Origin of the sequence: Actinoplanes sp. NBC_00393 (genome assembly GCF_036053395.1) — a bacterium.
Taxonomy (GTDB): Bacteria; Actinomycetota; Actinomycetes; order Mycobacteriales; family Micromonosporaceae; genus Actinoplanes.
In genome coordinates, this window is sequence record NZ_CP107942.1 from 5,853,193 (window position 1) to 5,869,661 (window position 16,469).

The 16,469-nt window shown below is 70.0% G+C and carries 18 protein-coding genes; 12 read left to right on the forward strand and 6 right to left on the reverse strand.

Going from position 1 to position 16,469, the window contains the following annotated elements; all coding sequences use genetic code 11:
• The first annotated feature begins 71 nt into the window (after positions 1-71).
• The 7 genes from OHA21_RS27230 (at position 72) to OHA21_RS27260 (ending at position 7,960) form a co-directional block, all read left to right on the forward strand.
• Entirely contained in the window at positions 72-2,477 is a 2,406-nt protein-coding gene (locus OHA21_RS27230) for a transglycosylase domain-containing protein (protein ID WP_328478559.1), read from the forward strand.
• Positions 2,474-3,247 carry a LuxR C-terminal-related transcriptional regulator gene (locus OHA21_RS27235; RefSeq protein ID WP_328459492.1) on the forward strand — a complete coding sequence of 258 codons (774 nt, stop codon included), beginning with the start codon at positions 2,474-2,476 and terminating at the stop codon, positions 3,245-3,247. The genes OHA21_RS27230 and OHA21_RS27235 overlap by 4 nt, the downstream gene beginning before the upstream one ends.
• Before the next feature lie 8 nt (positions 3,248-3,255).
• The gene (locus OHA21_RS27240) at positions 3,256-4,116 is read left to right on the forward strand and encodes a class II fructose-bisphosphate aldolase (protein WP_328459494.1); all 861 of its coding nucleotides are present in this window, start codon (positions 3,256-3,258) and stop codon (positions 4,114-4,116) included.
• Positions 4,113-4,877, forward strand: coding sequence for an HAD-IA family hydrolase (locus OHA21_RS27245; RefSeq protein WP_328459496.1), 765 nt, complete (start codon positions 4,113-4,115; stop codon positions 4,875-4,877). Before OHA21_RS27240 ends, OHA21_RS27245 begins: the two co-directional genes overlap by 4 nt.
• Positions 4,877-5,527: a dihydroxyacetone kinase subunit DhaL gene (gene dhaL / locus OHA21_RS27250; protein WP_328459498.1), complete on the forward strand. Its 651-nt coding sequence runs from the start codon at positions 4,877-4,879 to the stop codon at positions 5,525-5,527. The genes OHA21_RS27245 and dhaL overlap by 1 nt, the downstream gene beginning before the upstream one ends.
• On the forward strand, positions 5,524-6,519 hold the full coding sequence (dhaK, locus tag OHA21_RS27255) for a dihydroxyacetone kinase subunit DhaK (RefSeq protein WP_328459500.1): 996 nt from the start codon (positions 5,524-5,526) through the stop codon (positions 6,517-6,519). Before dhaL ends, dhaK begins: the two co-directional genes overlap by 4 nt.
• Positions 6,520-6,679: 160 nt before the next feature.
• Positions 6,680-7,960, forward strand: a complete 1,281-nt coding sequence (locus OHA21_RS27260; RefSeq protein ID WP_328459502.1) for a hypothetical protein — start codon at positions 6,680-6,682, stop codon at positions 7,958-7,960.
• A gap of 5 nt (positions 7,961-7,965) precedes the next feature.
• Here OHA21_RS27260 and OHA21_RS27265 read toward each other — a convergent pair whose 3' ends face one another.
• The gene (locus tag OHA21_RS27265) at positions 7,966-8,685 is read right to left on the reverse strand and encodes a hypothetical protein (protein WP_328459504.1); all 720 of its coding nucleotides are present in this window, start codon (positions 8,683-8,685) and stop codon (positions 7,966-7,968) included.
• Between the two features lie 55 nt (positions 8,686-8,740).
• Here OHA21_RS27265 and OHA21_RS27270 point away from each other — a divergent pair, with 55 nt between their 5' ends.
• Complete coding sequence (locus OHA21_RS27270; RefSeq protein WP_328459506.1) at positions 8,741-9,178, forward strand: MarR family winged helix-turn-helix transcriptional regulator; 438 nt, start codon at positions 8,741-8,743, stop codon at positions 9,176-9,178.
• Positions 9,179-9,676: 498 nt separating this feature from the next.
• Here OHA21_RS27270 and OHA21_RS27275 read toward each other — a convergent pair whose 3' ends face one another.
• Positions 9,677-10,507, reverse strand: coding sequence for an isocitrate lyase/PEP mutase family protein (locus OHA21_RS27275; RefSeq protein ID WP_328459508.1), 831 nt, complete (start codon positions 10,505-10,507; stop codon positions 9,677-9,679).
• Between the two features lie 161 nt (positions 10,508-10,668).
• On the opposite strand from OHA21_RS27275, the gene OHA21_RS27280 reads away from it, so the two are divergent.
• The 4 genes from OHA21_RS27280 (at position 10,669) to OHA21_RS27295 (ending at position 11,985) form a co-directional block, all read left to right on the forward strand.
• Positions 10,669-10,917 (forward strand): hypothetical protein, encoded by a 249-nt coding sequence (locus OHA21_RS27280; protein WP_328459510.1) that lies wholly within the window; start codon positions 10,669-10,671, stop codon positions 10,915-10,917.
• On the forward strand, positions 10,917-11,096 hold the full coding sequence (locus OHA21_RS27285; protein WP_328459512.1) for a hypothetical protein: 180 nt from the start codon (positions 10,917-10,919) through the stop codon (positions 11,094-11,096). The genes OHA21_RS27280 and OHA21_RS27285 overlap by 1 nt, the downstream gene beginning before the upstream one ends.
• Before the next feature lie 182 nt (positions 11,097-11,278).
• On the forward strand, positions 11,279-11,572 hold the full coding sequence (locus OHA21_RS27290) for a hypothetical protein (RefSeq protein ID WP_328459514.1): 294 nt from the start codon (positions 11,279-11,281) through the stop codon (positions 11,570-11,572).
• Between the two features lie 125 nt (positions 11,573-11,697).
• Positions 11,698-11,985 (forward strand): TM2 domain-containing protein, encoded by a 288-nt coding sequence (locus OHA21_RS27295; RefSeq protein WP_328459516.1) that lies wholly within the window; start codon positions 11,698-11,700, stop codon positions 11,983-11,985.
• A 51-nt stretch (positions 11,986-12,036) separates the two neighbouring features.
• On the opposite strand, the gene OHA21_RS27300 is transcribed toward OHA21_RS27295, so the two are convergent.
• The 4 genes from OHA21_RS27300 to OHA21_RS27315 all read right to left on the reverse strand — a co-directional run bounded on the left by OHA21_RS27300 (position 12,037) and on the right by OHA21_RS27315 (position 16,285).
• Entirely contained in the window at positions 12,037-13,725 is a 1,689-nt protein-coding gene (locus OHA21_RS27300) for a DEAD/DEAH box helicase (RefSeq protein WP_328459518.1), read from the reverse strand.
• 90 nt (positions 13,726-13,815) lie between these two features.
• Entirely contained in the window at positions 13,816-15,321 is a 1,506-nt protein-coding gene (locus OHA21_RS27305) for a hypothetical protein (RefSeq protein WP_328459520.1), read from the reverse strand.
• A 75-nt stretch (positions 15,322-15,396) separates the two neighbouring features.
• On the reverse strand, positions 15,397-15,852 hold the full coding sequence (locus OHA21_RS27310) for a hypothetical protein (RefSeq protein WP_328459522.1): 456 nt from the start codon (positions 15,850-15,852) through the stop codon (positions 15,397-15,399).
• Between the two features lie 103 nt (positions 15,853-15,955).
• A complete protein-coding gene (locus OHA21_RS27315; protein WP_328459524.1) occupies positions 15,956-16,285 on the reverse strand; it encodes an STAS domain-containing protein in 330 nt (109 codons plus the stop codon).
• Between the last annotated feature and the right edge of the window lie 184 nt (positions 16,286-16,469).

A 16,469-nucleotide genomic window follows, 5' to 3' on the forward strand; every position in this document is an offset into this window, starting at 1 on the left:
CTTGACACCATGAGGTGTGATTGACGCGGATCGTTTCGCCGATCACGGGTGGTGGTGTGGTGAGTTCCTGGATGCGCAGGCGGGATCACAACGTCTTCACGAATGCGTTCGTCCTGCTGGTGTGCGGTCTGATCACCGGTGTCGTGGTGGCCGCAGCCGTGTTCCCGTACGCGGCTATGTCCGGCCTGGCCGCCAAGGCCGGCGAGCAGACGTTCGCGAGCCTGCCCAGTGAGCTCAAGGCGTTCCGGTCCCCCCAGGTGTCCCGGCTGTACGCGTCGGACAACAAAACCCTGATCGCCCAGTTCCACGACGAGTTCCGCAGCGACGTCCCGCTCCGCAGCATCTCCAAGCCCATGCAGGACGCCATGGTGGCCGCCGAGGACCGGCAGTTCTTCGAGCACAACGGCGTCGACCTCAAGGGTGTGGCCCGGGCGCTGGTCAACAACAACCAGGGCGGCCCGAAGCAGGGCGCCTCGACGATCACCATGCAGTGGGTGCGGATGTCGCTGGCCTATTCGGCGAGCAACCCGCAGGACGTCGTGGAGGCCACCCAGGACACGCCGAAACGCAAGATCACCGAAATGAAGTACGCGCTCGAGGTCGAGAAGCAGCTGACCAAGGAGCAGATCCTGGAGCGCTACCTGAACATCGTGCCGTTCGGCAAACGGACGTACGGCGTCTATGCCGCCGCCCGGGTCTACTTCAACAAACTGCCGAAGGACCTGACCATCGGTGAGGCCGCCATGCTGGCCGGCATCGTGCGGGCGCCGTCGGGTTACGACCCGACCACCCCGGACGGCTACGGCGAGATCAAGCAGCGGCGCGACGCGTACGTCATCCCCGGCATGGTCGAGATGGGCGCGATCACCCAGGCCCAGGCCAATGCCGCGATCAAGGAGCCGATCCCGCGCAAGGCCCGGACGATCAGCAACGGCTGCGTCTCGGTCGGCACGAACAACTGGGGTTTCTTCTGCGACTTCTTCTACCGGTGGTGGATCAGCCGGCAGGAGTTCGGGCCCGCGCCGTACGAGCGGGAGCGCCGGCTCAAGAGCGGCGGCTACCGGATCACCTCCACACTCGACGTCAAGGGGCAGAACCAGGCTCGCAGCCGCATCGGTCAACTGATCTCGCAGGAGAACAAGAACGCGCTGCTGCTGGCCGCGGTCCAGCCCGGCTCCGGCAAGGTGCGGATGCTCGCGACGAACCGTAAGTACAAGCTGGACGACGCGGACGACCCGCAGAACCGGATCTCGTCGGACCCGCGCAAAGCCCGCAAGGGCATCCGCGGCACGTACCCGAACACGACGAACCCGCTGCTCACCGGCGGCGGCGACATCACCGGGTACCAGGCCGGCTCGGTCATGAAGATCTTCACGATCATCGCGGCGCTGGAGAACGACTTCCCGCTCGCCTACCCGATCAAGACCGAGAAGCGGTACAAGTCGAAGTACATCATCAACCGCAGCAACCCGTCGGCCTGCGAAGGCACCCATTTCTGGTGCCCCAGCAACTCTGGGGGCGGCGGCGAGGGCATCTACAACATGTGGACCGGCCTCGGCGCCTCGATCAACACCTACTTCGTGCCGCTGGAGGAACGGGTCGGCGCCGACAAGGTCGTCGAGGCCGCGAAACGCTTCGGCATCCAGTTCCGCGCGGAGAAGGACGCCGAGTTCGCCGCGCCCGGCAGCTCCCACCAGTGGGGCGCCTTCACCCTCGGCGTCTCCGCGACCACCCCGCTGGACATGGCCAACGCCTACGCCACCCTGGCTGCCGACGGCATGTACTGCCAGCCCACCCCGATCGAGCAGATCGTCACCAACGACAAGGTCAAACTCGACGTCGGCCGGCCCGAGTGCAACCGGGCCACCACCGAGAACGTGGCCCGCGCCGCCGTCGACGCGGCCCGCTGCCCGGTCGGTGACTCCGCCCGGCTCGGCAGTTGCGGCGGCCGCAGCACCGCCGGCAACACCCGCTGGACGGTCGGGCACCCGGTGTTCGGCAAGACCGGCACCACCGACAAGGACCGGACCGCCTCGCTGATCGCCGGCACCACCGAACTGGTCGTCGCCGGCTACCTGGTCAATCCCGATTACCAGGCGCACCGCGACCGGCTGCGCCACGAGCAGGTCAACCCCGCCGTGATCCGCACTCTCGCCGACTACATGGAGGGCAAACCCAAGGTCCAGTTCAAACGACCCGAGAGCCGCAAGATTGCGTACGGCGAGCAGCGCTCGATCCCCGACGTGGAGTGTGACTCGCTGCGCTCCGCCCGCAACCGGATCGCCCGCGCCGGCTTCTTCGTCTCGATCGGCAAGGAGGTCGAGTCCGAGTGCCCGGCCGGGACCGCCGCCGGCACCAACCCGAGCGGGCGCACTGTCAAGGGCGGGCCGGTGATCATCGAGGTCAGCAAGGGCAAGAAACCCGATCCGACCGAGCCCGGCACGCCGATCATCATCCTGCCGCCGGGGCCCCGGTGAGCGGCCACGCCGCCCAGTTCCGCCTCGACGAGGCGGTCGCCGACGTCTACGGCGACCTGCGCCTGGCACCGGTGCTGCGCCGGCTGCTGCGGCATACCGGCCGGCTGACCGGCTCGCTCGCCGGCAGTGTGTCGCTGATCGACGCCGGTCGCAGCTGCTACGTCAAGGCTGCCGAGTACGGCGCCCACTGCCAGCTCGGCCGCTCGTTCCCGCTCGACGAGGGTGCGACCGGCCGGGCGTTCGGCAGCCGCCGGCCGGTGGTGATCCCCGACTACGGGCAGATCCGCGCCGGGCATCTCGCCGCCGCGCATCCGGCCCGCAAAGGCCCGGCGGCCGCGGTGCCGATCTGGTGGCGCGGCGACGTGATCGCCGTCAACGTCGTCTTCACCCCCGCCGCCGGCGCCCTGTCCACCCGCGGCGTCGACCACCTGGAGGCGTTGTCGCAGGCAGCGGCCGCGGCAATCGTCGCCTCCGGCCGGCACGACCCGTCGCCGGCCACGGTCCGCGCCGACCTGCGCTACACCGCCCCGGCCGGGCCGGCGCCGTTCACCCCGCGCGAGGCCGAGGTCCTGCAACTGCTGCGCCAGGGCCTGACCTACCGGGAGATGGCCGGCCGGCTCGGCCTGTCCGCGAAGACCGTCGAGAAACACGTCGCCGCGATCATGCGCAAGACCGGCACCTCCAACCGCACGGCCGCGGTCGTCACCGCCCTGGACAACGACTGGGTGGGGAATCTCCCCCATATCGGAGTGCACCCGAGCCGGTCTTGACTGGCGGCATGCCCGTCGTCGCCATGAAGGACCTGCTCGACCGTGCCCTCGCGGACCGGTACGGGGTGGCCGCCTTCAACATCATCAACGACCTGACCACCGAGGCCGTGCTCGCCGCCGCGGTCGAGGAACAGGCGCCGGTCATCCTGCAGACCTCGGTGAAGACCGTCCGCATGTACGGGCGCCGGCAGCTGTTCGACATCGTGCGCACGTTCGCCGACGCGGTGCCCGTACCGATCACCTTGCACCTGGACCACTGCCCGGATCGCGCGGTCATCTCGGATTGCCTGGCCGGAGGCTGGAATTCGGTGTTGTTCGACGCCCACGAACTCGACGTGGCCGACAACCTCAAGCAGACCACCGAGGTGGTCGCCGAGGCCCGCCGCACCGGCGCGCACGTCGAAGGCGAGATCGAGGGCATCCAGGGTGTCGAGGACGACGTCGGCTCCGACTACGCGCCGATGGTGCAGAGCCTGGAAGTGGCCGTCGATTTCATCCGGCGCACCGGCGTCGACTGTTTCGCGCCGGCCATCGGCAACGCGCACGGCCAGTACAAACAGGCCCCGGTGCTGAACGCGCAGCGGGTCAGCGACCTGGTCGCCGCGACCGGCATCCCGATGGCCCTGCACGGCGGCACCGGCCTGTCCGACGACCAGTTCACCGATCTGATCGCCCGCGGCTGCGCCAAGGTCAACATCTCCACCGCGCTGAAGGAGACGTTCATGCAGTCCGGCCTGGAGTTCCTGCGGGAGGCGGGCGAGCGCGGAAAGTGGGATCCGCCGTCGCTGTTCCGGCATCAGCGGGCCGCGGTCATCGAGATGGCCCGCCGGCACATCCGGCTGTTCGGCGGGTCGGGGCGGGCCTGGTGAGCGCGCTGATCTTCGACTGCGACGGGGTGCTGGCCGACACCGAACGCCACGGCCACCTGCCCGCTTTCAACGAGACGTTCGAGCAGTTCGGTCTGCCGGTGCGCTGGTCGCCGGACGAGTACGCCGAGAAGCTGAAGATCGGCGGCGGCAAGGAGCGGATGGCGTCGCTGTTCGCCGATCCGGCCTTCGCTGCGGCGGCCGGCGACGCCGACCGTACCGAGCTGCTGCGCACCTGGCATCAGGCCAAGACCGCGACCTTCAAGCATCTGGTGGCCGCGGGCCACCTTCCGGCCCGGCCGGGCATCGCCCGGATCATCCACGAAGCACTCCAGGCAGGCTGGACGGTCGCGGTCGCCTCCACCTCAGCAGAGGATTCGGTACGCGCAGTGCTCACGAACGCCGTCGGGAAAGACGACGCTGCCCGCATCCCGGTGTTCGCCGGCGACGTCGTCCCGGCCAAGAAACCCGACCCGGCGATCTACCAGCTCACCGTCGACCGGCTCAGCCTCGACCCGGCGGACACCCTGGTCGTCGAGGACTCCCGCAACGGGCTGCTCGCCGCCGTCGGCGCCGGGCTCGGCTGCCTGGTCACGGTCAACGGCTACACCCGCGACGAGGACTTCAGCGAAGCGCTGCTGGTCGTCTCGGAACTCGGCGACCCCGGCCGCCCCGACATCGACGTGCTGGCCAACCGGAGCGGGGCGCGCCCGGGGCCGTACCTCACCCTCGCCGACCTGCGCGCCTGCCTGGAGGCATCCTGATGAGCGGCAATGCGCTGCCCGGTGCGGAGTTGGTGGTCCGCACCATCGCCGAGACCGCGATCGAGAACGAGAAGTACTTCGGCGACCTGGACGCCGTCGTCGGCGACGGTGACCTCGGCTACTCGCTGGCCCGCGGCTTCGAGAAGGTCGTCGAAGGCTGGGACGGCATCGACCGCGCCGACGCCGGCACCTTCCTCAAACGCACCGGCATGCTCATCGCGTCCCGGGTCGGCGGCACCTCCGGGCCGCTGTGGGGCACCGCTTTCCTGCGGGCCGGCGGCACCGCCGGGACCGACGAGGATCTGACGGGTGAGCAGGTGGTGGCGATGCTGCGTGCCGCCATCGAGGGCATCAAGGCCCGCGGCCAGTCCGACGTCGGTGACAAGACGCTGCTCGACGTGCTCGTGCCGATGACCGACCGGCTGGAGCAGGAGTTCAACGGCGGCGCCGACGGAGAGAAGGCGCTGCGGGCGGCCGCCACGGTCGCCCGCGAGGCGGCCGACGCGACCCTCGGCATGGTCGCGAAACGCGGGCGGGCGTCCTACACCGGCGAGCGCAGCAGGGACTCGGTCGACGCGGGCGCGGTGGCCGTGGCGGTCATCGTCGAACGGATCAGTGAAACCTGGCAACGGCGAGGAGGCGCGTCATGAAGAAGTTCGTCAACGACCCGAAGAACTACGTGGCCGAGATGCTCGAAGGCGTCGCCCTGGCCAACCCGGGCAAGCTGAAGTACGTCCCGGCCTACAACCTGATCATGCGGACTGATGCGCCGCGCGACGACAAGGTGTCCATCGTGCAGGGTTCCGGGTCCGGCCACGAACCGGCCCATGTGATGGCGGTCGGCCGAGGGATGCTCGACGCGGCCTGCCCGGGTGATGTGTTCGCTGCGCCGCCGATGGATTACGTGTACGAGACGGCCAAGCTGCTCAACTCGCCCAAGGGTGTGTTGCTGCTGGTGAACAACTACACCGGCGACCGGATGGCGTTCGACATGGGCAAGGAGATGGCCGAGGCGGACGGGGTGCGCGCGGAGATCCTCACCATCGATGACGACGTGGCTGTGCAGGATTCGACGTACACCGTCGGGCGGCGGGGTGTGGCGGGGAACTTCTTCGTGATCAAAGCCGTGGGGGCGGCGTCTGAGCAGGGCGCGGACATGGACGAGGTGCTGCGCATCGGGCGCAAGGTCAACGACGTCACGCGTACGATCGGGGTCGCTCTGACCGCCTGCACGCCGCCGGCGAAAGGCTCGCCGTTGTTCGAGCTCGGCGCCGACGAGATCGAGTTCGGTGTGGGCATCCACGGCGAACCCGGCCGCGAACGCCGCAAGATCAAGGACGCGGACGCAATCGTCGACGACATGCTGCAGGCCGTCGTCAGCGACCTGCCGTATGAATCCGGCGACCGGGTCGCCCTCATGATCAACGGCCTGGGCGGGACGCCGATCAGTGAGCTGTACCTGCTGTACCGGCACGCTCACCAGCAGCTCGAAGGCCGGGGCATCAGCGTGGTTCGCAGCTACGTGAACGAATACTGCACCTCACTCGACATGGCCGGCGCTTCGCTGACGCTGGTCCGCCTCGACGACGAGATCACCAGCCTGCTGGAAGCCCCTGCCGAAGCTGCCGTCCGAGTCTTCTGACCTCTCGGAAACACCCCGGCCGGATCCGCCGGGGTGTTTCCCTGTCCCGGCCGCGGGACATCGTCCGATTCCGAGATCATCGAGACGAGTGGACCATGGTGAGCCGGAAGGGGCCGACGTAGCGTTTGGGCCGATCCGTGCCACCTGAAGGAGCGATACGTTGCCGAACGAGATCCAGCTGATCAGTGACGGCGATGGCCTGGCGGTCATCGGGGATGCGGCGGCTGTCGATCGTTTCCTCACCACCGAGCGGCTGCCGTCGAAGGATCTCGGGCTGAAACGGCTCGGCAGCGTCCTCGGCACCGGCTCCAAGATCGCCAAGGCCGGGGCCGAGATCTCCGAGCAGTCCGGTCGCTGGGTCCAGCTGAGCGCCGAGTCCGCCAAGGCGATGGACAAGTACAAACTGATGGCCGGCTCGGAGAACGGTCTCAGCCGTGCCGTGCTGACCGACCACGGCAAGATCACCGGCCTGCTCGAGATCGTGCAGACGCCCGGCGCGATGCTGGCCAACCCGGCGCTGCTGACCGGTGCCGCCGGGCTGATGGCGCAACTCGCGATGAAGCAGACCATGGACGAGATCACCGACTATCTCGCCGTCATCGACGCGAAGGTCGATGCCGTGCTGCGGGCGCAGACCGACGCGGTGGTGGCGGACATGATCGGGGTGGAGCTCGTCCTCGACGAGGCCCTGACGATCCGGGAGCGGGTGGGCCGGGTCTCCGAGGTCACCTGGTCGAAGGTGCAGTCCACGCCGGTGCCGCTGGCCCGGACCCAGGCGTACGCGTTGCGGCAGCTCGATGCCATCGCCGGCCGGCTGGAGTCCACAAACGTCGGTGACCTGGCCACGACGGCCAAGGAAGCCGAGATCAAGGTGCAGGAGTGGCTCGCTGTGCTGGCCCGCTGCTTCCAGCTTCAGGACGGGGTCGCCGTACTCGAACTCGACCGCGTGCTGGACGCGTCCGCGCAAGAGCTGGAGGAGCACCGCGTCGCCATCCGGATCGCCCGGCAGAAGCGCCTCGATCTCATCTTCCGCACCACCGAACGCCTCATGATGCGGATGGACGCGGCCGTCGGCACCGCCAACGCGAAGGTGTTGCTGAACCCGACCTCGTCGCGCGCCGTGGTGCACTCGACGAACCAGGTCGCGACCACCGTGCTCGACTTCAACGGCCGGCTCGGCATCGAACGCATCCGCAAGTCGCGCACTGCCCGGCGATGGCTCGACGCGGCCGTGGAGGTGCGCGACAAGGTTCTCGAAACGGGGTCCGAGGTGGGCGCCAAGGTGCTCGACACCGGGGGCGGGGTGAAGGACAAGGTCCTGGCGGAGGGCGTCGGTGCCGCCGGCCGTTTCGGTAAGCAGGCCTTCGGCCGGGCCAGATCCATGATGGGCAAGGTCTCCGGCGAGATCACCGAGCGGACCCAGCGACAGCTCGGAAACTGATCCTTTCACCGCGCCGGGCGTGCGGCACCGGCGAGTCCCGCTGCACCGATGGCCGCGGCGCCCAGGGCGGCGACCACACGCACCCCACGAGGCCGGCTGCGCATGCCCGCGAGAGTGCCCAGTCCCCATCCCGACGCCAGCGCGATGGGCAGCCGGCCACGACGGCTTCGAGCCACTCCGGCGGCCACGGCGGCCGACACCGCGAGCAGTCCGGCCGTGGCGGCGCGCACGACGCCTGGCGTGTCACGGTCGCCGCGCGCCGCGACGATGTTGATCGCGCTGGCCAGGGTGGTCCAGCCCAGCAGCAGGCCGGTGCTGACCGGGGTGAGCGCGACCAGACCTTCGGCGGGCGGCGCCTGCTGCAACCGGACGTGGGCGGTGGCGGCCAGCCCGGCGGCTGCCGGGAGCAGGTACGGGGTGAGCCCGAATCGGTTGCTCTGGGCGGCCAGCGACCAGGCGGCGTTCATCGCGTACGCCCCGGCCAGCGGCCATCCGGTCCGGCGGCTCACCGGGTCGCCCCGGCCCGCCGGCAGGCATTGGCCGACGGTCGAGGCTGCGCAACTGGCGAAGATCGGCGCCCAGACGGCGAACGCGTAGTCCGGTGGGGTGATCGCCGTGTCGTACCGCTCGGTCTGCTCCCCCTTGCCGAGCAGCGCGCCGAGGTTGGGCACCGCGAGGAAAGCCGCACAGGCGCCGGCCAGGGCAAGGGATCGTTGCGTGTCCATGGTTCGCCTCCGAAACTAAGTAGCTTAGTTTCTAAGCTAATGTAGGATGGCGGCCGTGGACCCGCAACCGCACGAGCTGGCCTGGGCGGTGCATCATCTGGCGGCCGCTGCGGCCGAAGTGGACGCTGCTATCGCCCGCCGCATGCGGTTGAGCTCCGGCGACTTCCTGGCCCTCAAGCATCTGGTCGTTGCGGAGGAGCCGGTCGGGCCGGTGGAGCTGGGGCGACTGCTCGGCCTGACGTCCGGCGCGGCGACCGGGCTGGTGGACCGCTTGCAGCGAGCCGGCTGGGCCCGCCGCGACCCGCATCCGGACGACCGGCGGCGGCAGACAATCACCGCCACACCGCACGCCCGCGAGACCCTGCAACGCGAACTCGAGCCGCTGGCCGAGGAGATCGAGCAGGCGGCCGCCGGCCTCTCGGCCGACCAGCAGCGGCTCGTGACCGACACCCTGCAGGGGCTGGCCCGCCTGCACCGCCGCCACGCCCGCTGACCGCCCACCGCACTGCGGCGCTCGCGGCCCGTCTCGATCCCCGCCCAGTCAGCGGGCGCGGCGGCGGACCCTTCCTCGGCATCTACGTCCGGCTCGGCGAGGAGACCTCCGCCCGCATCACCGCCGCTCAGGCACCGGTCGTCGTCAGAAGCAGCAGGCGGGCACCCTCGAACGTCCCACCGACCCGGCCGCGACCGGTCTGCGCCGTGGCCCGCCCGCACCGGCCGGGGCGGAGTCGCCGACCTTCCCGGCACGCGGCCACACCCACTGCGGGTGTGGCTACATCCGCAGCGAGTGTGCTGGCCTGCGGGAAGCCACGCAACCGCCGGCATGTGACGGTGAATGAGCGTCGACTGTGGTGGATCGGGTTTCGTGGCTGTTCGGGTGGTCTGGGCGCACCCGATCAACCACGTTCGGTGCCGTCGGCCCCGAGACAGGCGGGCGGAAGGCTTGGTCTTGGAGGGGTTGGCCGAGAGCGAGTGCGGATCCCTGCGCCTGTCAGCGGGACGATGACGGAACCTCGACAACAAGATTCAGTAGTTCATCGAGGTCCGCATAGCTGGGCGCATCACTGAGCGCGCCGAAGGTGCCGGCGTCGAGCAGTTCCCGGGCGGCCCGCTCGGCCACGCCGTACGCGGCCTGCGCAATCGCGGTCCCGACACTGATCCGGCGCACGCCCGCCGCGGCCAACTCAGCGACCGACGGGCCGCCCGGCCCGGCCATCGCGTTGATCGGCAGCGGCGACGCCGCGGTCAGCTCAGCCAGGATCTTCAGGTCCAGCAGGCCCGGCACGAACAGGCAGTCGGCGCCGGCCTCGGCGTAGGCGGCGGCGCGGGCCAGCACGTCATCGAGCCGCCCGGCAGGCTCACCGACCTGCAACAGAAACACATCGGTACGCACGTTGAGCACGAAGTCCGGCAGGCCGGCGGCCTCCCGGGCGGCCTGGACGCGTTCCGCCTGCTCGCCGGCATCCCGCAACGTGCCATTCTCGGCCCGCGAATCCTCGATGTTCACGCCGACCGCGCCCGCCGCGATCGTCGCCCGTACGGTCGCTGCCACGTCCCCGTATCCACCTTCGACATCGGCGGTCACCGGCACGTCGACGGCTGCGGCGATGCGGTGCACGGCCGCCATCATGCCGTCCCGGGTGAGCGTCTCGCCGTCTCGGCTGCCGAGTGACCAGGCCACTGCGCCGCTGGTGGTGGCCACTGCGCGCGCTCCGGCGCGGACCATCAGGGCCGCGCTGACCGGGTCCCAGGCGTTCGGCAGGACCAGCACGTCTCGCTCATGCAATGCCCGCAGCGTGCGGGCCTTCTCGGTGATGTCCACGGCCTCATCCTCAGCCGCAGCGCAGGCCGATGCTGGCGGAAATCGGCCCTCATCGTGTGTCTCCCGGATTTGAGCCGACTCACACTGATGAGCCGTCACGGTCCCGCAGGCGTACCTCACCGTAAGAGGGGCACACTCCGCGTTCAGAGAGGACCGACGTCATGCGACACCGCAGCCGTTGCACCGCCGAGGAGCAGGCCATTCGCGACACCGCAGCACGCGAGTCGTGGCCGTACAACGACACCCGCGCCAACTATGAGTTCGCCACGCGCGCCCGTACCGCCCAGGCCGAGGGCCGCGACCGCAACGCCGACCCTCCCTGGCCGACCGTGATCGAACACCCGGCGGCCCGGCTCTCCGCCCGGCTCGGCAAATGGACCATGAACCACACCTACCGGAGCGCCGCCTGATGGCCGCCACCAAGGCGGACCTGCTCGAGGTCCGCCACCACGACGACCACATCAGCCGCTACCACCAGGTCACCTACTGCGCCTGGCGCGGCGGCGTCACCATCTACCAGAACGGCTTGGAGATCGCCCGCCACGACGACGTGCTGCACACCCACGCCCTCAACCTGGCCACCGTCTGAGCGCCGGTGATCGGCAGGCGTTTTGGCCGCCTGTGACCACCACCGACACGGTCTCACCCGCGCTGCCCGGAATCCGAAGATGATGCGGCACCGCCGCAAAACGCCTGACGCCCGCTGCGCAGCCGTATCCCTACGGCTCCGCTCCGGGCTTCGCGCCTCAGGCGTACCCCGGTCAGGTCGGTGTGCCCGGGCAGCATCCGTACCCGGCCCAGCCGTACGGCGCCCCGCAGCCCTATCCCGGTCAGCCCGTCCAGCCGTACGGTGCCGTCCCGCAGGGGTACCACCAGCAGCCGCAGGTCGTGGTCAACAATGTCGTCTCCTCGGCCGCAGCCGCCGGCGGCTATGGCTACGCCGTCGCGCTGCGCAAGCGGCAGTCATTCGGCGTTCACCTTCTGCTGTTCCTGTTCACCGCGGGCCTCGGCAACATCGCCTACGGCTACTACGTCTGGAACTGGAACAACAGCCGCGGACTGTAGAGCGGCGCCACCTTTTCGGCTGCACCAGCAACAGTGGACCTTCCGCATCCCGTAGTTGATCAACTACAGTGGCGCGCGCAAGATGATCTTGCAGGCGGAATCGCCTGCTCTTCAAGGAGACACCTTTGTCCCAGCCCCACGCTCCGCACCCGCAGGGCCACTTCGCTCACTCCCCCGCACCGGTGCAGGTCGTCCTGCCCCGTCCGCTGAAGGAGACCTGGATCGCCTACCTTCTGCTGCTGTTCCTCGGCGGGCTCGGCATCCACCAGTTCTACCTGGGCAAGACCGGCCGCGGCCTGCTGACCCTGTTCACCATCGGCGGCTTCTTCGGCATCCTTCTCATCGTGGACCTGTTCACGCTGCCCAGCCAGACCCGGACGGTCAACGCCCAGATCGCCACCGGCGTCGCCTGACACCCAGCACCGGGCTGTGCAGACGACCTGCGCAGCCCGGCCTGGCGACGACTATCGGTCGAAGCGTTCGCGGCGCACCGTGGGGCGCCGGCCGCGGATGGTGCTGTGCTGCAGCGAGCGGATCACCCGGTCGGCGGCTGCCTCCGGCACCTCGACCAGGGCGAACCGGTCGGTGATCTGGATAGCGCCGACGTCGCGGGCGGGCAGGCCGGCCTCGCCGGTGATCGCGCCGACGAGGTCCTGCGGGCGGAGACCGGCGCGGCGGCCGAGGCCGACGAACACCCGGGTCGTGTCGTTGTCGGCCGACCGGTTGCGCTTCTGACGGATCGGCCGGTCGTTGTCGTACCGATCAGCGCCCGGCTTGCGGGTCTCCCGCTCGCGCAGCGGCGCCACCGACGGGATCTCCGGCTCGTCGACGTCGCCGCCGTTCGCCTCGTGCAGCAGCTTGAGCGCGGCCAGCGCGACCGACTCGACGTCCGCGTCCTCGGTCAGCGCCTCCAGAATCGGGCCGAACCGGTCCAGGTCATCGGCCTCGAGAGCTTCGTGCACCGTCGTACGGAGCAGCTCCATGCGCCGGACCCGCAGATCCGTGACCGTCGGCAGCTTCTCCGCGATGATCCGCTGCCCGGTGAGCCGCTCGATGGCCTTGAGCATCCGCTGCTCACGCGGCTCGGCCAGGGTGATCGCGGCGCCCTCGCGGCCGGCCCGGCCGACGCGGCCGATGCGGTGCACGTACGCCTCGGGCGCCGACGGCACGTTGTAGTTGATGACGTGGGTGAGCAGGTCGACGTCCAGGCCGCGGGCGGCGACGTCGGTGGCGACCAGCAACTCCGTGGCCCCGCCGCGCAGCCGGCCCATCACCCGGTCGCGCTGGTCCTGGCTCAGTCCGCCGTGCAGGGCCTCGGCGCGGTAGCCGCGGCCGTTGAGGCTCTGAGTGATCTCGTCGACTTCCTCGCGGGTGCGGCAGAACACGATCGCCGCCTGCGGCGCCTCGACGTCCAGCACCCGGCCGAGCGCGGCGGTCTTGTGCGCCCGGGCGACCAGGTACGCGCTCTGCCGTACCCGGGGCAGGCTGTCGGCCGGCGTGGCCTCGCGGGCCATCCGGATCCGCAACGGTTCGCGCAGGTGCCGGCGGGCGATCGCGTCGATGCGCGGCGGCATGGTCGCCGAGAACAGCACCGTCTGCCGGGTGTCGGGAGTCTCCGCGAGGATCGCCTCGATGTCCTCGGCGAAGCCCATGTCCAGCATCTCGTCGGCCTCGTCGAGCACGACGGCACGGATCTCGCCGAGCTGCAGCGTGCCGCGCTCGATGTGGTCGAGGACGCGGCCCGGCGTGCCGACGACGATGTCCACGCCGCGGCGCAGCACCTGCAGCTGGCGGCTGATCGGCTGACCGCCGTAGACCGGGAGGACACGCACGCCCAGGCTGCGGCCGTAGCGGTGGACTGCCTGCGACACCTGCTCGGCGAGCTCCCGGGTCGGCACCAGCACCAGTGCGTCGGGGCCGTCCTGCCCGCCGGCCACCAGGCCTTGCAGCAGCGGCAACGCGAACGCCGCGGTCTTGCCGGTGCCGGTCGCCGCCTGGCCGACGAGGTCCTTGCCGGCGATCAACGGCGGGATCGCCTCGCGCTGAATCGGCGTCGGCTCTTCGTAGCCCAGTTCGCTGAGCGCGGTCAGTAGTTCGGGACGCAGTTCCAGGGCGGCGAAGCCCGCATCGGTCTCCGGCAGGTCTTCAGCCATACCCCCAGGATACGGAGGCGCTCAGACCACCTGGCCTCCGGCGTGCATCAGCCCCGTCCGGCGGCGCCGGACGGGGCTGTTCAGCGGAGATCAGGCAGTGAAGTCAGCGCGGCGACGGCGACCGATGAGGTACGCGGCCGCGCCGCCCACCAGCAGCAGGACACCTGCCCCGGCGACCATCCCGATCGGGGCGCCGGTGATCGGCAGCGTGCCCCCACCGCCGGTGCCACCGGTGCCACCCGCCGTGGCGTTGATGACGATGTCGGCGGTGTCGTCCTCGAGAGTCGGCTCGATCTTCTTCGTCGACGCGACCACCTGGCCGGTGAGCGTGCCGGCCCGGTCGATGCGCACGGTGAACGGCCAGGTCGCCGACGCTTCGGCGCGGAACAGGTCGCCGGTGAAGGCACAGATGTAGTAGCGCTTGTTCTTGGCGTCGAACCGGCAGCCGTCCGCCGCCTCCACGATCGTGGTGCCTTCCGGCATGTAGCCGCTGGCCGTCACATTCTCGTCGATCTTGTCGACGTCGTAGACCGAGGCCGGGCCGAGATTTTCGATGCCGACCTCGACCTGAACCGTGCTGCCGACCGCGCCGTCGGCTTCGGCGCCGATCGCAGCGAGTTGGGCCTTGTGCTGGCCCCGCACCGCGATGAGAACGTCCTGCCAGCTTCGCTTACCGCCGGTGTCGGTCTGCGGCAGGCTCTTCGCCGCCGGCTTGGCCACCAGCGTCAGCGGGCCGTCGGTGCCGCGCTTCGGGTTCTCCGCGCGCACCCGGTCCACGTTGTCCCGGTTGTCGGCCGGCGTCAGCCACATGAAACGCCGCGCGAGGTTGCCGGGAGCGGGCAGGTCGGCCGCCAGCCGCGCGGTCATGTCCTCGGCGAGGGCGTACGCCGTACCCGGCTGCAGTTCCGTGTCGAAGTGGCAGTAAGCGGCGGTGGTGCCGTATTCGCAGTTGCTGTAGCGCTTCGCCATGTCGAGCTTCGGACCGGTCGGGAACGACAGGTCGACCCCGGTGATCGCCTTCTCGCCGATGTTGCGCACGCCGTCCAGGTGCAGGCTGACCGTGTCGCCCGGCTCGCCCTGCGCTCCCCGCACGTACTGCTCGCCCTCCGCCGCGAGTGCCACCGCCTCGGCGACGGCCACGGTCGCGGTCCTGTTGACCGTGCCCGTCTCGCGGCTGGTCAGCGTCAGCGTCACCGTGCCCTCAGCGCCGACCGCACCGACCGGCGTGTAGCTGATCTGCGGCAGCCGGAGCGCCGAGTAGTCCTCCGGCGTCGGCAGCGTCTCGTGGATGCAGGTGTAGACGGCGCCGGCCGTGGTGCAGCCGGCCGGGGTGAGCAGTTTCGGAGTGGCCACGCCGGCGACCTTCGTCGCGTCGATCGTGATCTTGACGTCGTGCAGGGTGAACTCGACGCCGGTGTCGTTGTTCTCCACCCGGTTCCACTGCGTCTCGGCCGCGCCGCCCGGCAGCAGCGTCACGTTCGGGAACTGAACCGTCAGCTGCGGCGCAGCGACAGCGACGGCCGGAACGGCGATCGCGGCGAGCATCCCGGCAACCGCGCCCAGCCACACGCCAGGACGGCGTAGGCGAACCGACATCAGACTTCCTCCCCGTACGCAGACATCGGGCGCCGCACATCGTACAGAGATCGTCGATACGCCGCCGCCCCGTCGTTACGACGGTTCCGGCCACTCCCGCAGTTGCTCCCTCAGGCGCTCGTCCACGAGCGCCTCGGAACGGTCGGACTCAGCCCGCTCCCGATGCTGACCGGCCCGCCGGCGATGCTCGGCCACGTCCCCCAGACCGAGTTCCACCGAGTGGTTCTCCAGCTGTGCCGCCGAATCGTGCATCTCGGCGCTGGCTCGCGCGGCCGCGGCGGCACTCTCGGCAGCCTTCAGCGCCAGCCGCTTGGCTTCCCCGGCCAGTTCCACCGCGCGTTCACTCTGCTCGACGGTCGAACCCCTCGGTTTCGCATCCGGATCGACCAGGTCCCCCTCGTCGCGCCGTAGCTCCGCCAGCCGGGCCGCGGCCTCGGCAGCACGCTGCCGGGCCAGCTCAGCACGCTGACGGGCTTCGGCAGCCCGGCGCGTACGCCCAGCGCGGGCCGATTCATCGCTTGTGCCGGCCATGGCCGCACCCCCTGTCCTGCCCGCCCGATACCCACCTTCAGCCGCGGCTCACATCGCATTTTCGGCTTTCCGGCCGAGCCGTGGAAGTTATCCGGCCAGGAGGTCAGGTCAGCGTGTCCAGCATCCCGGTTATCTCCAGCACCCGGCGCACCGGCCGCTGCAGGTTGGACAGTCTGAGCCGGATGCCGCCGGACCGTGCCTGGGCGTAGGCGTCGTACAGGCCCTGGATGCCGACGGCGTCACAGAAGGTGACCCCGGAGAAGTCCGCGACGATCTCGGCTACGCCGGGGGTGGCTATGGCGTCGTACAGGACAGCGGTCAGATGGCCCACCGTCTCCATGTCGATCTCGCCGGCGATGGCCAGGATTACGGTCTCGCCGCCTTCCCCGTGTCCGCCTGGTGGGCTCACCGGGCCGGATGGGCCGGCCGCCACCGGCCCATCCGGACGCCTGACGGCTCCGGCACAGCGACGCCCACACCATGAGTCCCCCCGAACTCCACCGGTCTGCGCAGACGAATCCCCACGGGCATCGCATCCCCCCTCGAACGCCCATCAGGCTAGAAAGCGGCGTGAGGGAGATCAACGCGAAACCGAAGAATCGCACAGTGAGCATCAT